Origin of the sequence: Thomasclavelia ramosa DSM 1402 (genome assembly GCF_014131695.1) — a bacterium.
Classification (GTDB): Bacteria; Bacillota_I; Bacilli_A; order Erysipelotrichales; family Coprobacillaceae; genus Thomasclavelia; species Thomasclavelia ramosa.
This window is the reverse complement of sequence record NZ_CP036346.1, coordinates 1482699-1500919: the sequence shown is the minus strand read 5'-3', so window position 1 is coordinate 1500919 and position 18221 is coordinate 1482699. Positions and strand designations below refer to the sequence as shown.

The window sequence follows — 18221 nt, the reverse complement described above, 5'->3', positions numbered from 1 at the left end:
TGTCCCGTAATGATCCTTTAAATACTTTCACCAGACGTATTCTCTCTATAAAAGGATTTAACTACTTAATCTTGTTCATTGGATTAAATTGATTATATATAATATTTCATAAAATTGCAATAACTAATGAATAACCCGTTTAATTTCATAGATTCCCTGAATCCGATCAATATTATCGATTGCTTGTTGTAAACGACTAGCATCTTCAACTGAAATCTTTAATTTAATGATTGCTTTCATATCTACAACATCAGCATGGATATTCAAAATATTAATTTTCATCTGCCCTAATGATGTTACCACATCATTCAATAAATTAGGTCGATCCAAACCAACTATTTCTAAATCTGCTTGAAATTTCATCGTTGAAATGGATGCAAAATCCCAATAAACATCTATCAATCTTGCTTTGATTTCAGGCTGTTGAATATTCGGGCAGTCTCGACGATGTACTTTAATTCCCTGACCTTGTGAGACAAAGCCCATAATATCATCTCCAGGAATTGGATTACAGCACTTTGAAAGTTGAATTCTTAGTCCATCTAATCCCTTAACAACAACACCCGAATTATTACGCGAAGACTGCTGTTTTTCATTTACCTGATTATTTCGCTGAAGCATTTTCGAAATACTGTCAAAGAACCCCGACTTTTTAGGTACAACTCGATCCAGCAGATTCATTGCCGGTAAACTTTTTTTACCAATAAAATATAAGATATCATCAAATGAGCGGGCACCAAAAGAACCTAAGTATGTTTTATACGTATCTGGATCCATATATTTCTTTTCATCTAATTGGCGTTTTTTCAATTCATCACGAAGCATTTTACGCCCATCTTCAATTGTCTCTTTTTTAGTTTCTGCCTCACGATTAGCAATAAATTGTCTAATTTTATTACGCGCACCTGCAGTTCGAACAAATTTTAGCCAATCTTCACTAGGTCCTAATGACTGCTTATTAGTTTTAATTTCGACTACATCACCAGTATTTAATTTAGTATCAATAGGCACCATAACATTATTAACGATAGCTCCAACTGCTTTATGTCCAACTTCCGTATGAATTCGGTAAGCAAAATCAATTGGTGTAGAACCATTCGGTAACTCTACGATCTTTCCTTGCGGTGTTAAAACATAAACATTGGCCTCAAAGATATCACGCTTTAATGAATCATAATACTCTTTAGCATCACCGTCTTTAATATCGTCACTTAGAGAAATAAATTCTCTAAGCCACTGCAATTTTTCACCAATTTCTTGTTGTTCTTTCTTCGATGAATAGCCTTTATTTTCCTTATAGCGCCAATGAGCAGCAACTCCTAATTCAGCTAGCTCATCCATTTCTTCAGTTCTAATCTGAATCTCAAAGGTATTTCCATCCTCACCAATTACTGAAGTATGCAAAGATTGATACATATTTGGTTTTGGCATAGCAATATAATCTTTAAACCGTCCTGGAATCGGGCGATATTGATCATGAATCAAGCCTAAAATTCCATAACAATCCATCTTATCTTGAGTGATGATCCTTAATGCATATAAATCATAAAGTTCATCAAAACGTTTCTTTTTTACAAACATTTTTTTATAAATACTATAGATTGATTTAGCCCGTCCCAAGATACGATACTGATAGCTATTATCATCCAATATTTGTTTAACCGATGCCATCATTTTTGCAACTGATTCTTTCCGTTCTTCTTGTTTAGTCGCTAATAATTTTGATATCTCGCTATATGCAACAGGATCAAGATAAGATAGGCTTAAATCCTCTAACTCTGTTTTGATATCATTGATTCCTAAACGATGAGCAATTGGTGTATAAACTTCTAACGTTTCTCGAGAAATTCTTTTTTGTTTATGAGGTGGCATAAATTGTAATGTTCGCATATTATGAAGTCGATCTGCAAATTTAATCAAAATAACGCGAATATCCTTTGCCATAGCAATATAAATTTTACGATGATTTTCAGCATAAACATCAGATTCATCTTTAAATGGCATTTTACCAATCTTGGTAACCCCTTCAACTAACGTAGTGATTTCCTCACCAAAACGTTCTACCATTTCTTCCCGAGATACTCCACAATCTTCCATGACATCATGCAAAAGTCCTGCCGCAATAGTAGCGGGTCCCGTTTGTAACGTTGCCAAAATATATGCTACCCAAATCAGGTGAATCGTATACGGTTCACCGCTTTTGCGTTTTTGCCCCTCATGCTTCTCCATAATAAAATCGTATGCCTGATTAATTAAATCAATACTTTCTTGATTTGTAATATATTTACCACACACTTCAAGAACATCATTAATTGTAACTGTATCGCCAGCACCTTTATATTCAGCCATAATGTCACCCCCTCTTATTATTAAAAAAGAGATTTAATCTCTTTTTAGTATTTCAATATTGAATAGATATTATACCCTTGAAGTTTATCACGTCCTTTTAATCCTTCAAGTTCGATTAGAAAAGCAATTCCTACTACCTTTCCACCTAATTTTTCAACTAATTTTACAGTTGCTTCAACTGTTCCACCAGTTGCTAATAAGTCGTCTACAATAATAACATTTTGCCCTGGTTTAATACTGTCAGCATGCATGTGCACTTCATTAGTTCCATATTCTAAAGCATAAGTTTCACTTACTGTTTCACGAGGTAATTTACCCGGTTTTCTAACCGGAACAAACCCTGCATTTAAATTATATGCAACGGGACATCCAAATAAAAAACCTCGAGCTTCTGGTCCAGCAACAATATCAACATTAGTATCCAGATTTTTAGTCCACTCAACAAATCGGTCAATCGTTTCTTTAAAAGCTTCCTTATCAGCCATCAACGGTGTTACATCTCTGAAAATAATACCATCTTCAGGAAAGTTTTCAATACTTGCAACATACTTAGTTAAATCCATTCTATTTCCTCCACATAATATCCTATGATATTTAATTATAACATTTTTATACTTTAATTTAAACTATTTAATATCTTCAATAATTAAGTTGACAGATTCAATATTATTAAAAACATTAATATTAAACTTACCAACTGCATTGATCATTTTAGTATCTTTTAATTGTTCAAAAAAATCTCCATGATTAAAAAATAACGCTTGTGCTTTGACTTGCGGTAATGACAAATCAAAACGAATATGTTTACCATTCGATAACGACGTAACTTTACTTACTGGTAAATCTTTTATGAAAAAACGCATTTCTTCATTGCCATTGCCTAGTGGCTCTAATAACTCTAATTGTTTTACACTAACTTTACTAATCTCATTTCCTGTAACTTCAATTACATCCACTAAAGGAGGAGTATAATCTTTTAATTGTTTATTTAAATACAATTCTAATTTTTCTTTTAGCTCCTCAACTTTATCACTACCTACACTAAATCCACCTGCTAAAGCATGACCACCATAACTTTCTAACAAATCTTGAACATTTTCAAAAATTTTATTCAACGGTATCCCTTCAATTCCACGAGCACTGCCTTTATAAAGATTTTTTTCACTATCAAATGTCATCACAAAGCTAGGTCGGTTATATTGTCGAGTATATTTTCCTGCCACTAAACCAATGATTCCTTCGTGTATTTCATTTTGATAAGCATATAAAAATTGCTCATTCGGGTCAATCATTGTTAAAACGCTTTGATATTGTTTATTTGTTAATTCTTGTCTTTTAGCATTTACTTCAATTGCTTTTTCACTAACTGCTTTTAATATTCCAATTGAAGCATCACTTCTAAAATATTTAACGAGATGATTAGGATTAATAATTTCACTTAAGCGACCAAATGAATTAATCTTCGGGGCGATGATAAACCCAATACTAGTAACACTATAGGTCTGATTACTCCCCAATAACAATTCTAATTGAGGATATTTATTTTCTTTCATAAATTCCAATGCTCTTTTTACCAATGCTCGATTTTCATCAAGTAATGGCATCATATCAGAAATTGTTGTAATAGCTGCCAATGAAAATAAGTATTTATCATGCTTTTTTAATAATGCACTTGCTAATTTATAAGCTACAAAACCACCCGAGATTTCTTTATAAGGATAATCGGGTGAGATTTTTGTATGAATAATAGAAAAAGCATCTGGTAATTCATCATCATAATTATGGTGGTCAGTAACAATAACGTCCACTCCCAATTCATTAGCTTTTTCGATTGCCTCATATGCCTTAATTCCATTATCAACCGTAATAATTAATGTATACCCTTTATTTGCCATTTGTTCAACACGATTTGCATTTAATCCATATCCATCTTCTAAACGACTCGGAATATGGTATCCCACTTCCACTCCTAATTGTCTAAAAGCTTCAACTAAAATTGATGTTGCTAAAATCCCATCACAATCATAATCACCGTAAATACAGATTTTTTCTTTATTACCAATTGCCTCATGAATTCTTTCTAATGTCATTTCTGCTTCAGAAAATAAAGAAAAATCATGATATACTAAACGACTTGATAACATTGTTTCAATTTCTTGAGATGAATATTGTTTATACGCAAAAACCTTAGCTAAAAGTGCATTAATCTTGTATTCTTGCATATAGTGGTTGTAGTCTAAATCATTAATAATCCGCCAATCCATATAATCTCCTTTCAAAGAAAAATAGTTGCCTTAGCAACTATTTTGAAATAAAGTCCGAAAAATCATTTATACTCAAACGAGATGCTTCTTTAACTACTTGTAAACTCAGATAATCAAAAATTTCAGAAAAATCTAAATTCATGATATCATCAATTATTTCACACATGGGAACGGCATCTCTTTGTTTCCATTTGCGCTCAAATAAGTAGTCTTTAATTTGTTGTTCAGAAATATTATGAATATTCTGCTGTTTAAAATCACGGGCTTTTAGTTTTATTAAAAAATTTAGGTCACGTTTATTAAATTTAAAATCATTAATCGATTCCATTTTCAGCCCTCCATTCAAAAGTCACTTACATATTATATGACAAATTTCACCAGAAAGGAAGTGCTTTATGAAAAGAAAACTAATAAATTCTTTTATCATTCTTTCCGCTAGTTCAGCAATCACAAAATTGTTTAGTATTCTTAATCGCATGATTTTAGCGCGACAATTAGGACAAGAAGCGATGGCACTATATATCTTAGTAATGCCAACGGTTTCATTATGCATTACCTTAGGTCAATTAGGAATTCCTTCAGCAGTCTTTCGACTTGTAGCAAACCCTAAATATAATAATAAAAAAATTGTCATCTCCGGTTTAACGATTTGTCTTTTTACTTGTATAATTGTCATGAGTGCCTTACTTTTTTCATCGAAATTTATTAGTCATAACCTTTTAAAAAATGAGGGTGCTTTCTATCCTTTGTTGTCACTGGCATTGTTTATTCCGCTCGTAGGGATTAGTGGAATAATTAAAAATTATTTTTTAGCGAAACAAAATGTCTTTTTAGTTGCTAAAGCTGGCTTTGTCGAAGAAGTTGCTCGATTAAGTTTTAGTTATTTAATGATTAGACAATTTTCTTTCTTAACAGATACCTATCTAGTTAGTTTTGCAACACTGGCAATGTCTGTTGGTGAATTAGCATCCATCCTCTATTTGACAACCCGTCTCAAGGACCATCATATTACAACCTTTAATAAGCAGAGTATTGTCAATAATTTGCAAATTAAAGATATGTTAAATATCGCTATGCCATTAACCGGTTCACGTTTATATCAATGTTTAGTTAGCTTTCTAGAGCCAATCATCCTCGTCTATGTTTTAACCAAATTCGGTTTAAAAGAAAGTATGATCCATCAACAATATGCAATTATAAGCGGTTATGTCATATCATTATTAGTTACACCCACTTTTTTTAATGGCGTAATTTATCGCCTGATTCTCCCGATCATCACTAATGATGTAGTTTATCATAAAATCAGCGCTGCTAGATATCATATTCTAATTGCTATGATTGGTAGTTTTTTAATTAGTCTACCGTTTACATTGATTTTTTATTTATATCCAGAAGTTTGTTTAAAAATCCTTTATGATACAACAAGCGGAGCTACTTATTTAAAATATATGTGCATTCCATTCACTATCTTTTATTTAGAAACCCCTCTTAGTGCACTGCTTCAAGCTTTGAATAAAAATCGTTTAATGTTTGCAATCAGCATCATTCAATGTACTTTAGAAATAGTTTTAATATATTTTCTTAGTCAGTCACTAGGGGTTTTCAGTATAGCTGTCAGTATGTTAATCGGCATTGTCGTTGCACTATTTATTAATATGGTCGCTTGTTATAAATATCTATTTATCGATAATAAAAAAGCTTAAAGAATAAAATTAAGCATTTTCTTTAAGCCATTTTGAAAATAATTGTAATCCTGTTTTTATTTCGTCACTGTTATTAGCAAAGCCAAAACGTAAATGATATTCTTGATCAAAACATGCCCCTGGAACAAAAAACACTCCTGTATCCTGTTGTAATTTAGCACAAAGTTCCCTAGACTTTATCGAAAGATGATATTTTAAAAAGGCTATTGTTCCAGCTTCAGGAACAACGCAATCAACCAATGGCTCTTGAGCTAACCAATCAATGAGAATCTGTCGATTAGTATTAATAATTTTTCTACTTCGTTCAAGTATCTTGTGATAATTTTCAATAACTAAAGTTCCAAGATAATCGTTAAGATAACCTGTTGAAATAATATGATAATCACGACGATCATTTATCAGTTTAATTACTTCATAATTAGCTTTTACCCAGCCTAACCGTAAACCAGCAAATGATGTAACTTTAGATAAAGAGGCTGTAGATATCCCTTTATCATATAAATCACTGATTGCGACTTCACCATCACCTAATCCTTGATACACCTCATCACAAAGAATATATAAGTGGTATTCTTTTGCTAAATCAGTCAAATTTTCTAGAAACTCTCTAGAAAATTTTGTACTTGTTGGATTATTAGGATTAACGAGACAAATCATTTTTGTATTATCCTTAATTGCATTTTCGAAATCACTTAACCGAGGTAACCAATCATTTTCCTCCAACAACGGAATAAGCGTAGTTTCAACACCTAATGATTCTGGAAAAGAATAAAATTGTTGGTATGTCGGTGTAATCGTAATTAAATGATCACCAGCTTCGAGCAAAGAAATTAAAACCATCTCATTAGCATTGATACAGCCATGACTAATCGTAATGTTATCGGCATCACCATTTTGGTATAATCTTGCAATCCCTTCCCGCAATCTTTGACTACCAACAATAGGTCCATAGTCCAATTTAGTATTTAATAAATTATCAATGACTCCTTTTTTATTTTCAACCAATTCTAATAAATCATTAATACTCATTGAAGCTACACAAGTTTCCGCCAAATTATATCGATAGTTGGTTTCATATTCAGTCATCCAAGCTTCAACATCAAATAAATCAATTTTCATTAATGCATCACCTTACTTAAGAAATCTTTTGCACGCTCTGATTTTGGATGTGTAAAGAAATCCTCCGACTTTGCTTCTTCAATAATTTTTCCATTTTCTAAGAAAATCACACGATCTCCAACTGTTCTTGCAAACCCCATTTCATGAGTTACTACCACCATTGTCATTCCTTCTTTTGCTAATTCCTGCATTACTTCCAATACTTCGATAACCATTTCAGGATCTAACGCACTAGTCGGCTCATCAAACAACATCACTTCCGGTCCTAAACATAGTGCTCTAGCAATAGCAACACGCTGTTTTTGCCCACCCGATAATTTATTTGGATAAACATCTTTTTTATCACTCAATCCAACTCGTTTTAACAGCTCTAATGCTTTTTGATTCGCTGCCTCTTGTTCCATTCCCAAAACCTGAATTGGAGCTAATGTTAGATTTTCTAAAACTGTTTTATGTGGAAAAAGATTAAAATGCTGAAAAACAAATCCCATTTTGCTACGAAGTTCTTTAAATGCTTGAGGGTTTTTAGCATTCAATGGCTGCTCATTTATGAAAACAGTTCCTTCTTCAGGAATTTCTAATCCATTAATACAACGTAACACTGTACTTTTCCCACTTCCACTAGGTCCAATCAAACAAACGATTTCTCCTTTTCTTATTTCTAAAGAGACATCATTCACTGCTTTTAAATCGTTAAATTTTTTAGTAATATGCTCAACTTTAATCACTTACAGATAACCGCCTTTCTATCTTTCTCGCAAAATAAGATGTTGTTAAGGTCATAATTAAATATAATACAGCAGAGGCCAATAATGGCGGAATCAAATTAAATGTATTCGCCCCCAAAATTTGTGCTGAATATAATAATTCAGTTGCTCCTAGAACCGAAATTAGTGATGAATCTTTAATTAAAGTAATGAACTCACTGACGATTGGAGGAATGATTCTTTTAAACGCCTGAGGCAAAATGATTAATTTCATTGTTTGTGTATAATTTAGTCCTAATACTTCACAAGCTTCCCATTGACCTTTATCAACTCCCATAATTCCACTACGGATCAATTCTGTCGAATATGCACCACTATTAATACTCATCGCAATAGCACCACAAACATATGGATCAGGAATAAATCTTTCCCCAGTAATCGAACGCATTAATAACGGAAAAGCAATATAGAGAAAAAGTATTTGTAACAACATGGGCGTTCCACGTATCAATTCAACGTAAACATTTCCAATAAGTCTTAGTATTTTATGTTTTGAAATTTTTGCAGCAGCACCTAAAACCCCAAGAATAAGGCCAAAAAACAAAGCACAAGCGGCTAGTAATAAAGATTTACCAGCCCCTTGTAGTAAAAAAATCAAATTGTCTGCTGTGCAAAAAGCAACTAATGCATCCACGTTTATGCTCCCCACTTAGTTTTTAATTCTTGATATTTATCTGATTTAATGAATTCAGCAAGTGCTTTGTTGATGTCTTTAATTAAATCTTCACTTCCTTTATTAGCGATGATTAAATTTTCTTCTTCTAATAAAGTTTCATCTAACATCTTATATCCGCCTTGTTCTACATAGTTTTTAGCAACTGCTTCATCTAAGATGATTGCATCAATCCCACCAGAATTTAAAGTTTCAATTAAAACTTTAACATCTTTTACTGCTTTAACTTTAGCATCTTTAATATCATTAGCTACACTTTCACCAGTAGCAGCCAATTGAGCTCCAATATTTTTACCCTCTAAATCAGCTTTAGTAGTAATTGTACTATCATTAGCAACTAAAGCAACTTGTCTAGAATCATTGTATTTGTCTGACCATAATACATCCCAGTCTTTATGCATTGTAAATCCAGAAATTCCTAAATCAATTTGATCAGAAATCAGACTTGTAGAAATTGTATCAAATGACATTTGTTTAAATTTATATTCATAATTACCACCGTTATCATTCATAATTTTAAACAACTCTTTAGTCATATCAATATCAAATCCAACCATATCTTTGCCCTCTAAAGACTCATATGGTGGATAATCTGGAGAAATCCCAATCAAAATTTCTTTCGTACCATCACTACCGCTGTTTCCGCCGCAGGCAGCAAGTGTAAATGCCATCGTACATACTAATAATACTTTTAATAATTTCTTCATTTTTCTTACCTTTCCTTTCCTATCCTTGCGTAAAATAAAAGTCTCTTAGCTAATTAAAAGCTAAGAGACGAAATTTCCGCGGTACCACTCTTGTTGATATAAAAAGTCTTATATCCCCTCTTGTCTGTAAAGTAGACATACTGACTGCCCTACTATTAGTTCAAACAGTCCTCTTCAAAGTGCGGTTCATTTAATCTTGTTTACTGACCTTTCACCAACGCCAGTTCGCTAAGAAACTTAATTAAATTACTCTCTTTATCAACGAGTTTTTATATATACCTGTATTATATGAAAAAATAATCTTATGTCAACTGTTTTCGGTTATTTTTGACCAAGAAATTTATGATTAAAGTTATCAATATGTTCACATATCTTCTTTAGCGGTTCATTATAAGATTCTAATTCCATTAATGTAGTATCTAACATTTCATTAGTTTCGTTGAGCATATCAATATTTTCTTGGTACTGTTTAGTTCGACTCCGCTTTTTTTCATCACTACGTAGCAATATCATACAGCCAATAATTAAAAAAGCCAAAATACCTGCTATCATTAAAATCCATTTTATTAGTTCCATTTTTCATCACCTACTAGTAGTATACCACATTTAGCTAATCTATCCATCCAAAATGTTTACAAGCATATTCAATCCCATCTTCTTGATTAGATTTAGTTATATATGTAGCTACTTCTTTTACCTCATCAATTGCATTTCCCATTGCAATTGAAATAGGTGCTTGTCGCATCATTGAAATATCATTATGTCCATCACCAAAAACAACTATATCTTCAGGTTTTCCTCCTTGTATTTCAATCATTTTCAAAATTCCACGATATTTTTCCAACGGCTCAACAATTAATTGATCACCATGATATCGCATATAACCAAGTTTATGGATTGCAGTCAACTCAGCTTCCTGCTTGTGTGTAGCCATAATAAAAATCTTATAAATATTATCAACCCGATGAAAATCAATCTGTGGGTCTACAATAATTTTTGTATGCATTTTAAAATTACTTAGCCACTCATTACATGTATATAGTTCAGGAACATCCCCTAAAGATACACCGAAAGGAAATTTCTTTTCTATGCACTCATCAATTATTTCTAAACAAATATTTTTATCTAATGGTTCAATTCCTAGTAATTCTCCATTTATGACTAAACCATTTCCCCCATCACAAACTAGATTATCAATTTTTGATTCATGACTAAAATCCATTGCCATCCAGTGCGCTCTTCCTGTCGCAATTGCAACAAAATGACCATTTTTTCTTAACTTATCTAATGTTTCAAAAGTTGAGGGTAAAATAATTCCCCCAGGATTACTATTAGTTAATGTTCCGTCAATGTCAAAAAAGAAATATTTTCTCATATATAATTCCACTCCCTTTAGTACGCAACTAATAATCTCAATTGCCTAGCTTTGCTAAACTAGCAATTAACAGGCATGCATACCTTCCTTTCCAAATTAAAATATAGTTATTTTTTTAATTCAAGTTATTTATTAGTATTTAAAAATAACCCATTATTTATTGTACATTGTTTTTAGCCGGCTTTACTAGTATTTAATTAATTATAGAGTAGCTTTAAACTGATTTTTTATTCGTGTATAAAATTTCTTATCGTCTTCATGATGAATATATGCACCATTTTTTTATTGGATTTTTAATGAAGCTAGATTATTTTTATGGACTGACAGATATATTTTATCCTCTTTAATAATATTTTTAGCTATTTGAAGAGTTACCTTTAATCCTTCACAGTATGCCCGTTTCCTCTATATTCTTTTTTATTACATATCCGATATGTCCGGTACCATGAGCCAACTTTTCAGTCAAGTAATGTCCAATCCTAAATCAGTCAATAATTTGATCATCTTCCATAAAAACACTTCTGTTTCCGGAACCCATCCCTCAAGAAGTCCAATCCCGTTGGAAGAATTAATATAACCTGGCAAAATTTTATTTTCAAAATCATTTTTGTCTTCTAGAACATTAGAAACATACTCATATTCTTGCTCTAATATCTGCCATATTTATCTTCTTTGAGTACAACATTTCTAATCTCCTTTTTCTTAAATTACTAATCTTATTTGAATCAAAAAATATAGTTAATAATAATTTTTAAGCATAATATTTTATCTATAAAGCTCATTTTAATTCGATATGGTCAATAAAATTAAGTGGTAGATCACTTAAAATATCTAGAGCCCAACATTCCCGCTCACGCTCTAATAACGTAAGTGGTGAATGAGCATCATATCCAAAAGTTACTTTACAACCATACATAGCAATTATCTCCCAAAATTCACGAAACGGATATGGATAACATGCCTTTAATTCATTGTTTATATAATATTGTTTTTTTCCATATCCAAAACCATTTAGATTAATTTCTAACGGTGTATCATAACGGATGCTAGCTTTTGCTATTCGATGCGCCGCATCAACACAAGCATTTGAAAAACTCCTTCTCCCCATCATAAAATAGTCAGGATGAGCTACATATGTAATAAAATTTTTAGATAATGCCTCCTCTATTTACTGTGCATAAACATATACATCCTCATCAGAACAATAACTGTCATAGTCATAAATTAAATATTTAAAATGTTGTCCCAAAATCATATAATCACATTCTTTTTTCAAATTCATCAAATCATTAAAATGATCTTTTAAATACTCAACCTCATAGCCAACTTTAATATCAATCTTATCTTGATAATCTTGTTTTAATTTTCTTATCGTTGCAATATATTCATCTTTTTGCTCATAAAACATTCGTGCCCCAGAAATCCGTATTTCAGGATAAGGCAGATGTTCGCTAAATCCTAACATTGTAAATCCAGCCTCAATTGCACTTTGAATGTATTGAATATCTAGTCCAGTTGCATGCCCACATCTTGTTGTATGCGTATGAATATTCCATTTTTGCTGCTTCATTAAAAATTCCCCTTTCTAACTAATAAATGTGAAGTTTATTTAGTATTTTAAATAAATATTGTTTAAACCAATGTACTATAAAATAATATTAGGAATATTATAACATATTTCTTATTAAATAAATCATCCTGTTTCTCAAAACAAACCAAAACAAAAAAGCCACTATATACAGTGACTTTTTAGCTTAAGTATAAATTATTCTTCTTTTTTCTTCAATACAATCACACTGCCAGCTAAAGCCAATAATCCCGCTAAGGCAAATGTTAACATCATAGAATCATCACCTGTTTTTGTCGCAGTTATAGCACCATTACCTGGTTTAGCATCTGGTGGTGTTTGAGCATTTGGATCATCTAGAGTAATTTCTTTCACTACCAAATTGTCTAATGCTGTTTTCAATAATATTTCTACAGCAGTTACTTCATCTTGGGTTGCTTCGTTATTATCAAGAACTGCTTTTGCTTCTACTAATGCGCTCTTAAGCGATAATAATGATACTGCTGTATATTTTGTTTGATCTGTATTTTCAGCTTTATTGATCAACTCACTTAACAAATCTTTATTTGGCTTTAATCTTAATTGTAAAAAGGTTCTTACTAATTGATCATGCGTTTCACTTACTTCTATTTCTAAAGCATCAGGATTGTTCAAAACATCTTTTGCCGTTGTTAAGACGGATTCTAAATTTTTCCATGTTGCGCTTAAATAATCATTTTTGTTTAATTTTTCAATTTTTTCTACTAATGCACTTAATTGTGTTTTATCGCCCTTATAGAATTCCAACATTTGCATTACATTAGATAAGCGTTCAAAAGCTTTATTTATTTCAAGTTCATTTGCATCCTTTTTATCAAAAATTATTTGAGCATTTTCCAATGCAGCCTTAAATTCAGTCACCACAGCTGGTACAACCTTATCTAACTGTTCTGGTGTTACTTGTTTAGCCATTTCAAGAGCAACTGATAATTCTTTTTTATTTTTCTCAAGTAACTCATTTTTTGCTTTTTCTAATGCTTCTTTAGCTAAATCAACTTCATCTTGTGGTACATTTCCATCATATATAGATTCAGCATTTTCTAATGCTTTTTCAAAATTTTGCCAAGTTTCAATAGTATAATGATCTTTATCTAATTTCTTCGCTTCGGCAATCAAATCTGATAAAGCTTTTTTGTCAGATTTATATACTAATAATGATAAAACCGTATTATATTTATCACGTAAATCTGTTTCATTTTCATCAACAACAGACTGTGCCAATTTATGAGTCAAATTAACATTTTCAGCCGTTTGCAATACGACTTTTAAAGTATTTAAAGCTTCTGCAGCTGCCTCCCAAGACTCAGTAGTATATACACTTTTATCTATAGCTTTAGCTTGTGCAATCGCATCTGCTAGTCCTTTTTTATCTGGATCTTTAGCAATTGCATCATATTCTATACCATATCCTAATTCATAGACATTTTCGTCAGTTGAATATACTCCAGATTTTGGAACATATTTTGGGATATCTACCGGTAGTTTCCCAGAAGCTCCAAATGTACCTAAAGCTACTTCAGTACCTGCTGTCAAGTTAGGACTAAATGCTGCTGTTGCTCCAACTGTACCACCACCGAATGATTCCGTAATATCCAGCCCAAGACTAGTAGTTCCATACACTGCTAAAATACCATCAGCATCTGGGAAGGCTTGAACATCATAAGGATGATTTAATGAAATAACAACCGTCTGCTTTCCATTTTCTTTACAATACTTAGTAAATAATTGTGGGCAAGCTACCAAATATCCATCTATTCCACTAGCACTACTGATTTCTGAGGCATGGACAAGAACAGTACCCCAATCTAGCACATCTTTATTTGTCCCAACAAAATTAGTTCCGTCAGAATTTATAGCACTGTTTACCTTATCGTTTAATCCTGTCCAATTATAGTGCTGCAAAATCTTATAATCTGCCCCCTCTGGAATAATTCCCGCCTGTTTAGCTCTTTGCCAAGCCAAAATAAAACGATTATTATTCCTTGAATAAGTTGATGCAAATACTACTTTTGAATCTTTAGTCAATTTAAGTGGTAATACATTATTTTCATTTTTAACAACAGTAACTGCATTTGCAGAAATTAATCTCTCTGTTTCACGATTTTCAACAGAACCAACCACTTTCGAAGCGATTGCTTTTTTATCATCTAATGTAGTTGTATCATTTGCTAAATCCATGACATCTCTGTTGTATTTACAAACTAAAATTCTTTCCACAGATTTATCCAATTCTTCTAATGATAATTTAATTCCATTATAACCATCTTCTTTAGTATAAGCATCGACAAATGCATTAATCAGTGGAATTAATTTAGATTCCATATCTTTCATAGAAGAAATATCCGTAAATGGAATATCTAGAATATCAACTCCAGCTTTAACAGCTAATAAGTTTCTTTCGTTTGTATCAAAGTAATTAGCCACACCTTGCATTGTCATAGAATCAGTTACAATGACACCGTCAAACTTCATTTCATCTCTTAATAAATCAGTTAAAATTTCCCTAGATAATGTAGCTGGCGGACTCATCAGCTCATCTTTTTTATCTGAGTAAATTTCTTCTGTTACAATATTCGGAAATTGGATATGAGCAGTCATAACCATATCTGTTCCAGCATCAATTGCCGCCTGAAAAGGTACTAACTCTGTTTTATATAATTCTTCTTTAGTCGCAGGAACCGAAGGTAAACCTGTATGCGAATCTGTAGCTACATTTCCATGCCCTGGAAAATGTTTAGCGGCAGTTGCCACATTATTGCTTTGAACTCCTTCAATATAAGCAGAAACAAATTTAGCTGCTAATTGCGGATTACTACTGAATGAACGTAATCCAATAACGGGGTTATTAGGGTTATTATTTACGTCAGCATCTGGCGCAAAATTAACATTTACACCAACCGCATTTAATTCACTACCAATAATATTACCTGCTTTAACAGCATTTTCAGTATTACCGCTAGCACCTAAAGCCATATTTCCTGGTAAGGCCGTCCCACCAGTTAAACGATATACGATTCCTCCCTCTTGATCAGTAGCAATTAATAGAGGAATACTGTTTTTACCTAAATCTTTGTCCATTGCTGCTTTTTGTAAACCATCTGTCAATTCTACATTTACTTTTGCATCGGAATTAAAGTTAGCAGCAAATAAGATAACACTCCCTATATCATATTCACCAATAATCTCATGAATTTCATCGTTAATAGTTTGAACCGATGAAATTTTAGTTCCATCTCTCATTGTCCATCCACTACGGAAAGATAACATTAACTTTTGCCCGATTTTCTCTTCTAATGTCATTTTACTGACAAGTTCCCTTGCTTTTTCTGCATTGGTTAGCGCTCTAACATTAGAAATGTTTGCACTAAATACAGTTGTAACAGCCATTGATAAAGCCATAATTAGCGAAATGATTCTCCTTTTCCCTAACCTTTTCATTTTTTTTGCTCCTTTACCCTTCTCTAGTCTAAAATAAATCAAAGGCCTAAATAAATTGCAACAAGTATTTGATACTTGCGGATTATTACCAAGTACTAACAATATTTGTTTTCCCTTAATTTTTCACACTCCTTGTCCATCTATTTTGTCATACTTGATTGAATCAGTAAACATTCATTACTTTTAAAAGAATAAAACCTAAGTAAAGCAAGCAAAAAAATTGCTCATACTAATACTTAGGCTATAATTGATTTAAAGGTAATACCACGTCTATATACTTATATTCTAGATAATTATATAGACAATGTCAATGACAACTAAAAAATAAAGTCAAATAAATGTTATTATTTATACACTTCACATACAACACCTTAAATAAACTTTAATTAGCTTCTTAAAATTAACTTAGATACTTTTCTTCAAAAACATTTATTGCCAACGGCTTGCTGAATAAATAACCTTGAACTGTTTCAACCCCATATGAACACAGCGTAAAAAACTGCTCTTCAGATTCAATTCCTTCCGCTATCATATCCAGCCCTAATCGATGACAAATTTTTGAAATATATTCCATGATTATCTTAGTTCTTGGATTTAATGCAACATTACTAATTAAGCTCTTATCCAATTTTAGAATATCAAACTCAGCATCCGATAATAATGCTAAATTGGCATACTCCGTTCCAAAATCATCAATAGCTACAATAAATCCAGCACTACGAAGTTTTGATATTACCGTTTTAATTTCAAAATTCTTTTCGTCATGTACTCGTTCTGTTATTTCTATTTCTATATATTTAGTAGGTATTTGATATTTTTTACAAGTTTCTAAAATACGTTCAACAAAAGATTTACCACGAAGTGATTCTATAGAAAAATTTATTGAAAGCGGAATTAATGTCCCAGCATTATCACAGTAACGTATCAATGCTTCTGCCCCAACACATGAGCGATCTTCACATAAAATTTTAGGTTGTAGATAGACAACAAAATGACCGTTTTCAATCTCAGATTCTAGATAATCAATATTAGTGAGATGCAGCATCTCATCGCTATGGTGACGATACCGTCTGGAAATCATATGCTTATGATAAAATTCTTTTTTATTTTCATACATCCTTGCATCTGCCTCAGCAATCATCTCATTAATATTACCTACTGCATTAGTCCATTGTGTTCCTATCGCTACTTGACAAACTGGTTTTTTAGAAAAACTTTCACTTAATTCTTTAACTCGTTTTTCAAATGACTCTTTTTTTATGCTTTGACAAATAATAATAAATTCATCCCCACCAATACGATAAAAATCAGCTTTTTTAAATACCATTTTCATACGTCTAGCACATTCAACCAATAATGCGTCACCAACTTCGTGTCCAAATTGATCATTTACATCTTTTAAACCATTTACATCTAAATAAATAATTCCCAATGAAGTATCCATATTAAAAAGTTTTTGAGTATCTTTAATATAACGATTACGATTATAAAAGGTCGTTGAATTATCATGATAACTCAAATATGATAATTTTTTTTGACTCTCTGCATGTTGTAATGCTAATGAAACGAAATAACATAATGTTTGAAGCAATGAAGCAATATTAATAATTTTATCTGGAGGTGGATTATCAACTCCTAAATAACCTGCCAGTTCGCCATTTTGTTCCAACGGAGCTACACTAAGCTAGTTATTGACTGACTGTCTAGTATTTCATATTCTTCCAATGAAATTTCTTTTATTTCTTCTAAATTTTCAATGATTACACATTTATCATTTTTAAAATAAGGAATCCACCGATCAATCATTGCAAGAGGAATTCCTTGTAGGGTGTTTTTTTGTGATATAATATTTTCCGCACACCATTCATAGTCATTATACATTAGTTCATCTTTAATATAGATTATGTATGTTCTTTCTGCTGATAAAAAATTCCCAAGCTTTCTCAACACTTCAATAATTGCAGTACTAACGCCATTTTCACGATATAATATACCAATACATTCTGTAATCGTTTTTTCAGCCTCAAGTGTAAATTTTAACTGCTGTTTTTCTATCTCAGATTCTGTAGTATCAAAAGCAATTTCCATTCTTGCAACCTTACCATCCCACTCAATTAAACGATCTTTTAACAGGTAATGCCGTTTAGTTAGCGGATTAGTAAATTCTCAAGTATAATTTTCCTCTTCTTTCAAATAGCAGTTAGTACAAAATTACAAGGC

The 18221-nt window shown here is 31.8% G+C and carries 16 protein-coding genes and 2 other annotated features (1 of these 18 only partly in view); of the genes, 1 reads left to right on the top strand and 15 read right to left on the bottom strand.

The features are described from left to right. Window positions 1-88, bottom strand: a binding site (T-box leader) (it extends 114 nt beyond the left edge of the window). Window positions 89-123: 35 nt separating this feature from the next. The 4 genes from EYR00_RS07095 to EYR00_RS07080 form a co-directional block, all read right to left on the bottom strand. Beyond that, window positions 124-2349, bottom strand: coding sequence for a RelA/SpoT family protein (locus EYR00_RS07095; protein ID WP_003538181.1), 2226 nt, complete (start codon window positions 2347-2349; stop codon window positions 124-126). A gap of 44 nt (window positions 2350-2393) precedes the next feature. After that, complete coding sequence (locus EYR00_RS07090; RefSeq protein ID WP_003538180.1) at window positions 2394-2912, bottom strand: adenine phosphoribosyltransferase; 519 nt, start codon at window positions 2910-2912, stop codon at window positions 2394-2396. A gap of 63 nt (window positions 2913-2975) precedes the next feature. Then, complete coding sequence (recJ, locus tag EYR00_RS07085) at window positions 2976-4613, bottom strand: single-stranded-DNA-specific exonuclease RecJ (protein ID WP_003538179.1); 1638 nt, start codon at window positions 4611-4613, stop codon at window positions 2976-2978. A gap of 37 nt (window positions 4614-4650) precedes the next feature. Beyond that, window positions 4651-4941 carry a post-transcriptional regulator gene (locus tag EYR00_RS07080; protein WP_003538178.1) on the bottom strand — a complete coding sequence of 97 codons (291 nt, stop codon included), beginning with the start codon at window positions 4939-4941 and terminating at the stop codon, window positions 4651-4653. A gap of 67 nt (window positions 4942-5008) precedes the next feature. Between EYR00_RS07080 and EYR00_RS07075 the strand changes: the two genes are divergently transcribed. Beyond that, window positions 5009-6316 (top strand): oligosaccharide flippase family protein, encoded by a 1308-nt coding sequence (locus EYR00_RS07075; protein WP_003538177.1) that lies wholly within the window; start codon window positions 5009-5011, stop codon window positions 6314-6316. A gap of 9 nt (window positions 6317-6325) precedes the next feature. Here EYR00_RS07075 and EYR00_RS07070 read toward each other — a convergent pair whose 3' ends face one another. The 11 genes from EYR00_RS07070 to EYR00_RS15590 all read right to left on the bottom strand — a co-directional run bounded on the left by EYR00_RS07070 (window position 6326) and on the right by EYR00_RS15590 (window position 18089). Then, a complete protein-coding gene (locus tag EYR00_RS07070) occupies window positions 6326-7435 on the bottom strand; it encodes an aminotransferase class I/II-fold pyridoxal phosphate-dependent enzyme (protein ID WP_003538176.1) in 1110 nt (369 codons plus the stop codon). Beyond that, the gene (locus EYR00_RS07065) at window positions 7435-8163 is read right to left on the bottom strand and encodes an amino acid ABC transporter ATP-binding protein (RefSeq protein WP_003538175.1); all 729 of its coding nucleotides are present in this window, start codon (window positions 8161-8163) and stop codon (window positions 7435-7437) included. Before EYR00_RS07065 ends, EYR00_RS07070 begins: the two co-directional genes overlap by 1 nt. Further along, complete coding sequence (locus tag EYR00_RS07060; RefSeq protein ID WP_003538173.1) at window positions 8156-8836, bottom strand: amino acid ABC transporter permease; 681 nt, start codon at window positions 8834-8836, stop codon at window positions 8156-8158. Before EYR00_RS07060 ends, EYR00_RS07065 begins: the two co-directional genes overlap by 8 nt. 2 nt (window positions 8837-8838) lie before the next feature. Beyond that, the gene (locus EYR00_RS07055; RefSeq protein ID WP_003538172.1) at window positions 8839-9582 is read right to left on the bottom strand and encodes a transporter substrate-binding domain-containing protein; all 744 of its coding nucleotides are present in this window, start codon (window positions 9580-9582) and stop codon (window positions 8839-8841) included. A gap of 60 nt (window positions 9583-9642) precedes the next feature. Further along, window positions 9643-9853, bottom strand: a binding site (T-box leader). A 50-nt stretch (window positions 9854-9903) separates the two neighbouring features. Beyond that, entirely contained in the window at window positions 9904-10158 is a 255-nt protein-coding gene (locus EYR00_RS07050) for a hypothetical protein (RefSeq protein ID WP_003538171.1), read from the bottom strand. Window positions 10159-10192: 34 nt separating this feature from the next. Continuing rightward, window positions 10193-10957, bottom strand: a complete 765-nt coding sequence (locus tag EYR00_RS07045; protein WP_003538170.1) for an HAD hydrolase family protein — start codon at window positions 10955-10957, stop codon at window positions 10193-10195. Window positions 10958-11735: 778 nt separating this feature from the next. Then, the gene (locus EYR00_RS15850) at window positions 11736-12068 is read right to left on the bottom strand and encodes a PHP domain-containing protein (RefSeq protein ID WP_003538167.1); all 333 of its coding nucleotides are present in this window, start codon (window positions 12066-12068) and stop codon (window positions 11736-11738) included. Between the two features lie 57 nt (window positions 12069-12125). After that, window positions 12126-12527: a PHP domain-containing protein gene (locus EYR00_RS15845; RefSeq protein ID WP_003538166.1), complete on the bottom strand. Its 402-nt coding sequence runs from the start codon at window positions 12525-12527 to the stop codon at window positions 12126-12128. Between the two features lie 195 nt (window positions 12528-12722). Then, window positions 12723-16001 (bottom strand): glycoside hydrolase family 3 protein, encoded by a 3279-nt coding sequence (locus EYR00_RS07035; protein ID WP_040434366.1) that lies wholly within the window; start codon window positions 15999-16001, stop codon window positions 12723-12725. A 400-nt stretch (window positions 16002-16401) separates the two neighbouring features. Beyond that, window positions 16402-17670: a bifunctional diguanylate cyclase/phosphodiesterase gene (locus EYR00_RS15595; RefSeq protein WP_003538164.1), complete on the bottom strand. Its 1269-nt coding sequence runs from the start codon at window positions 17668-17670 to the stop codon at window positions 16402-16404. A 5-nt stretch (window positions 17671-17675) separates the two neighbouring features. Continuing rightward, complete coding sequence (locus EYR00_RS15590) at window positions 17676-18089, bottom strand: hypothetical protein (RefSeq protein ID WP_003538163.1); 414 nt, start codon at window positions 18087-18089, stop codon at window positions 17676-17678. Window positions 18090-18221: the final 132 nt, after the last annotated feature.

Bases quoted from the DNA above. Each gene is read 5' to 3' on its own strand.
- EYR00_RS07075 (WP_003538177.1), top strand. From the start codon at position 5,009: ATGAAAAGAAAACTAATAAATTCTTTTATCATTCTTTCCGCTAGTTCA.
- EYR00_RS07050 (WP_003538171.1), bottom strand. From the start codon at position 10,158: ATGGAACTAATAAAATGGATTTTAATGATAGCAGGTATTTTGGCTTTT.
- EYR00_RS07070 (WP_003538176.1), bottom strand. From the start codon at position 7,435: ATGAAAATTGATTTATTTGATGTTGAAGCTTGGATGACTGAATATGAA.
- recJ (WP_003538179.1), bottom strand. From the start codon at position 4,613: ATGGATTGGCGGATTATTAATGATTTAGACTACAACCACTATATGCAA.
- EYR00_RS07090 (WP_003538180.1), bottom strand. From the start codon at position 2,912: ATGGATTTAACTAAGTATGTTGCAAGTATTGAAAACTTTCCTGAAGAT.
- EYR00_RS07045 (WP_003538170.1), bottom strand. From the start codon at position 10,957: ATGAGAAAATATTTCTTTTTTGACATTGACGGAACATTAACTAATAGT.
- EYR00_RS07035 (WP_040434366.1), bottom strand. From the start codon at position 16,001: ATGAAAAGGTTAGGGAAAAGGAGAATCATTTCGCTAATTATGGCTTTA.
- EYR00_RS15845 (WP_003538166.1), bottom strand. From the start codon at position 12,527: ATGAAGCAGCAAAAATGGAATATTCATACGCATACAACAAGATGTGGG.
- EYR00_RS07095 (WP_003538181.1), bottom strand. From the start codon at position 2,349: ATGGCTGAATATAAAGGTGCTGGCGATACAGTTACAATTAATGATGTT.
- EYR00_RS15590 (WP_003538163.1), bottom strand. From the start codon at position 18,089: ATGGAAATTGCTTTTGATACTACAGAATCTGAGATAGAAAAACAGCAG.
- EYR00_RS07080 (WP_003538178.1), bottom strand. From the start codon at position 4,941: ATGGAATCGATTAATGATTTTAAATTTAATAAACGTGACCTAAATTTT.
- EYR00_RS15850 (WP_003538167.1), bottom strand. From the start codon at position 12,068: ATGATGGGGAGAAGGAGTTTTTCAAATGCTTGTGTTGATGCGGCGCAT.
- EYR00_RS07055 (WP_003538172.1), bottom strand. From the start codon at position 9,582: ATGAAGAAATTATTAAAAGTATTATTAGTATGTACGATGGCATTTACA.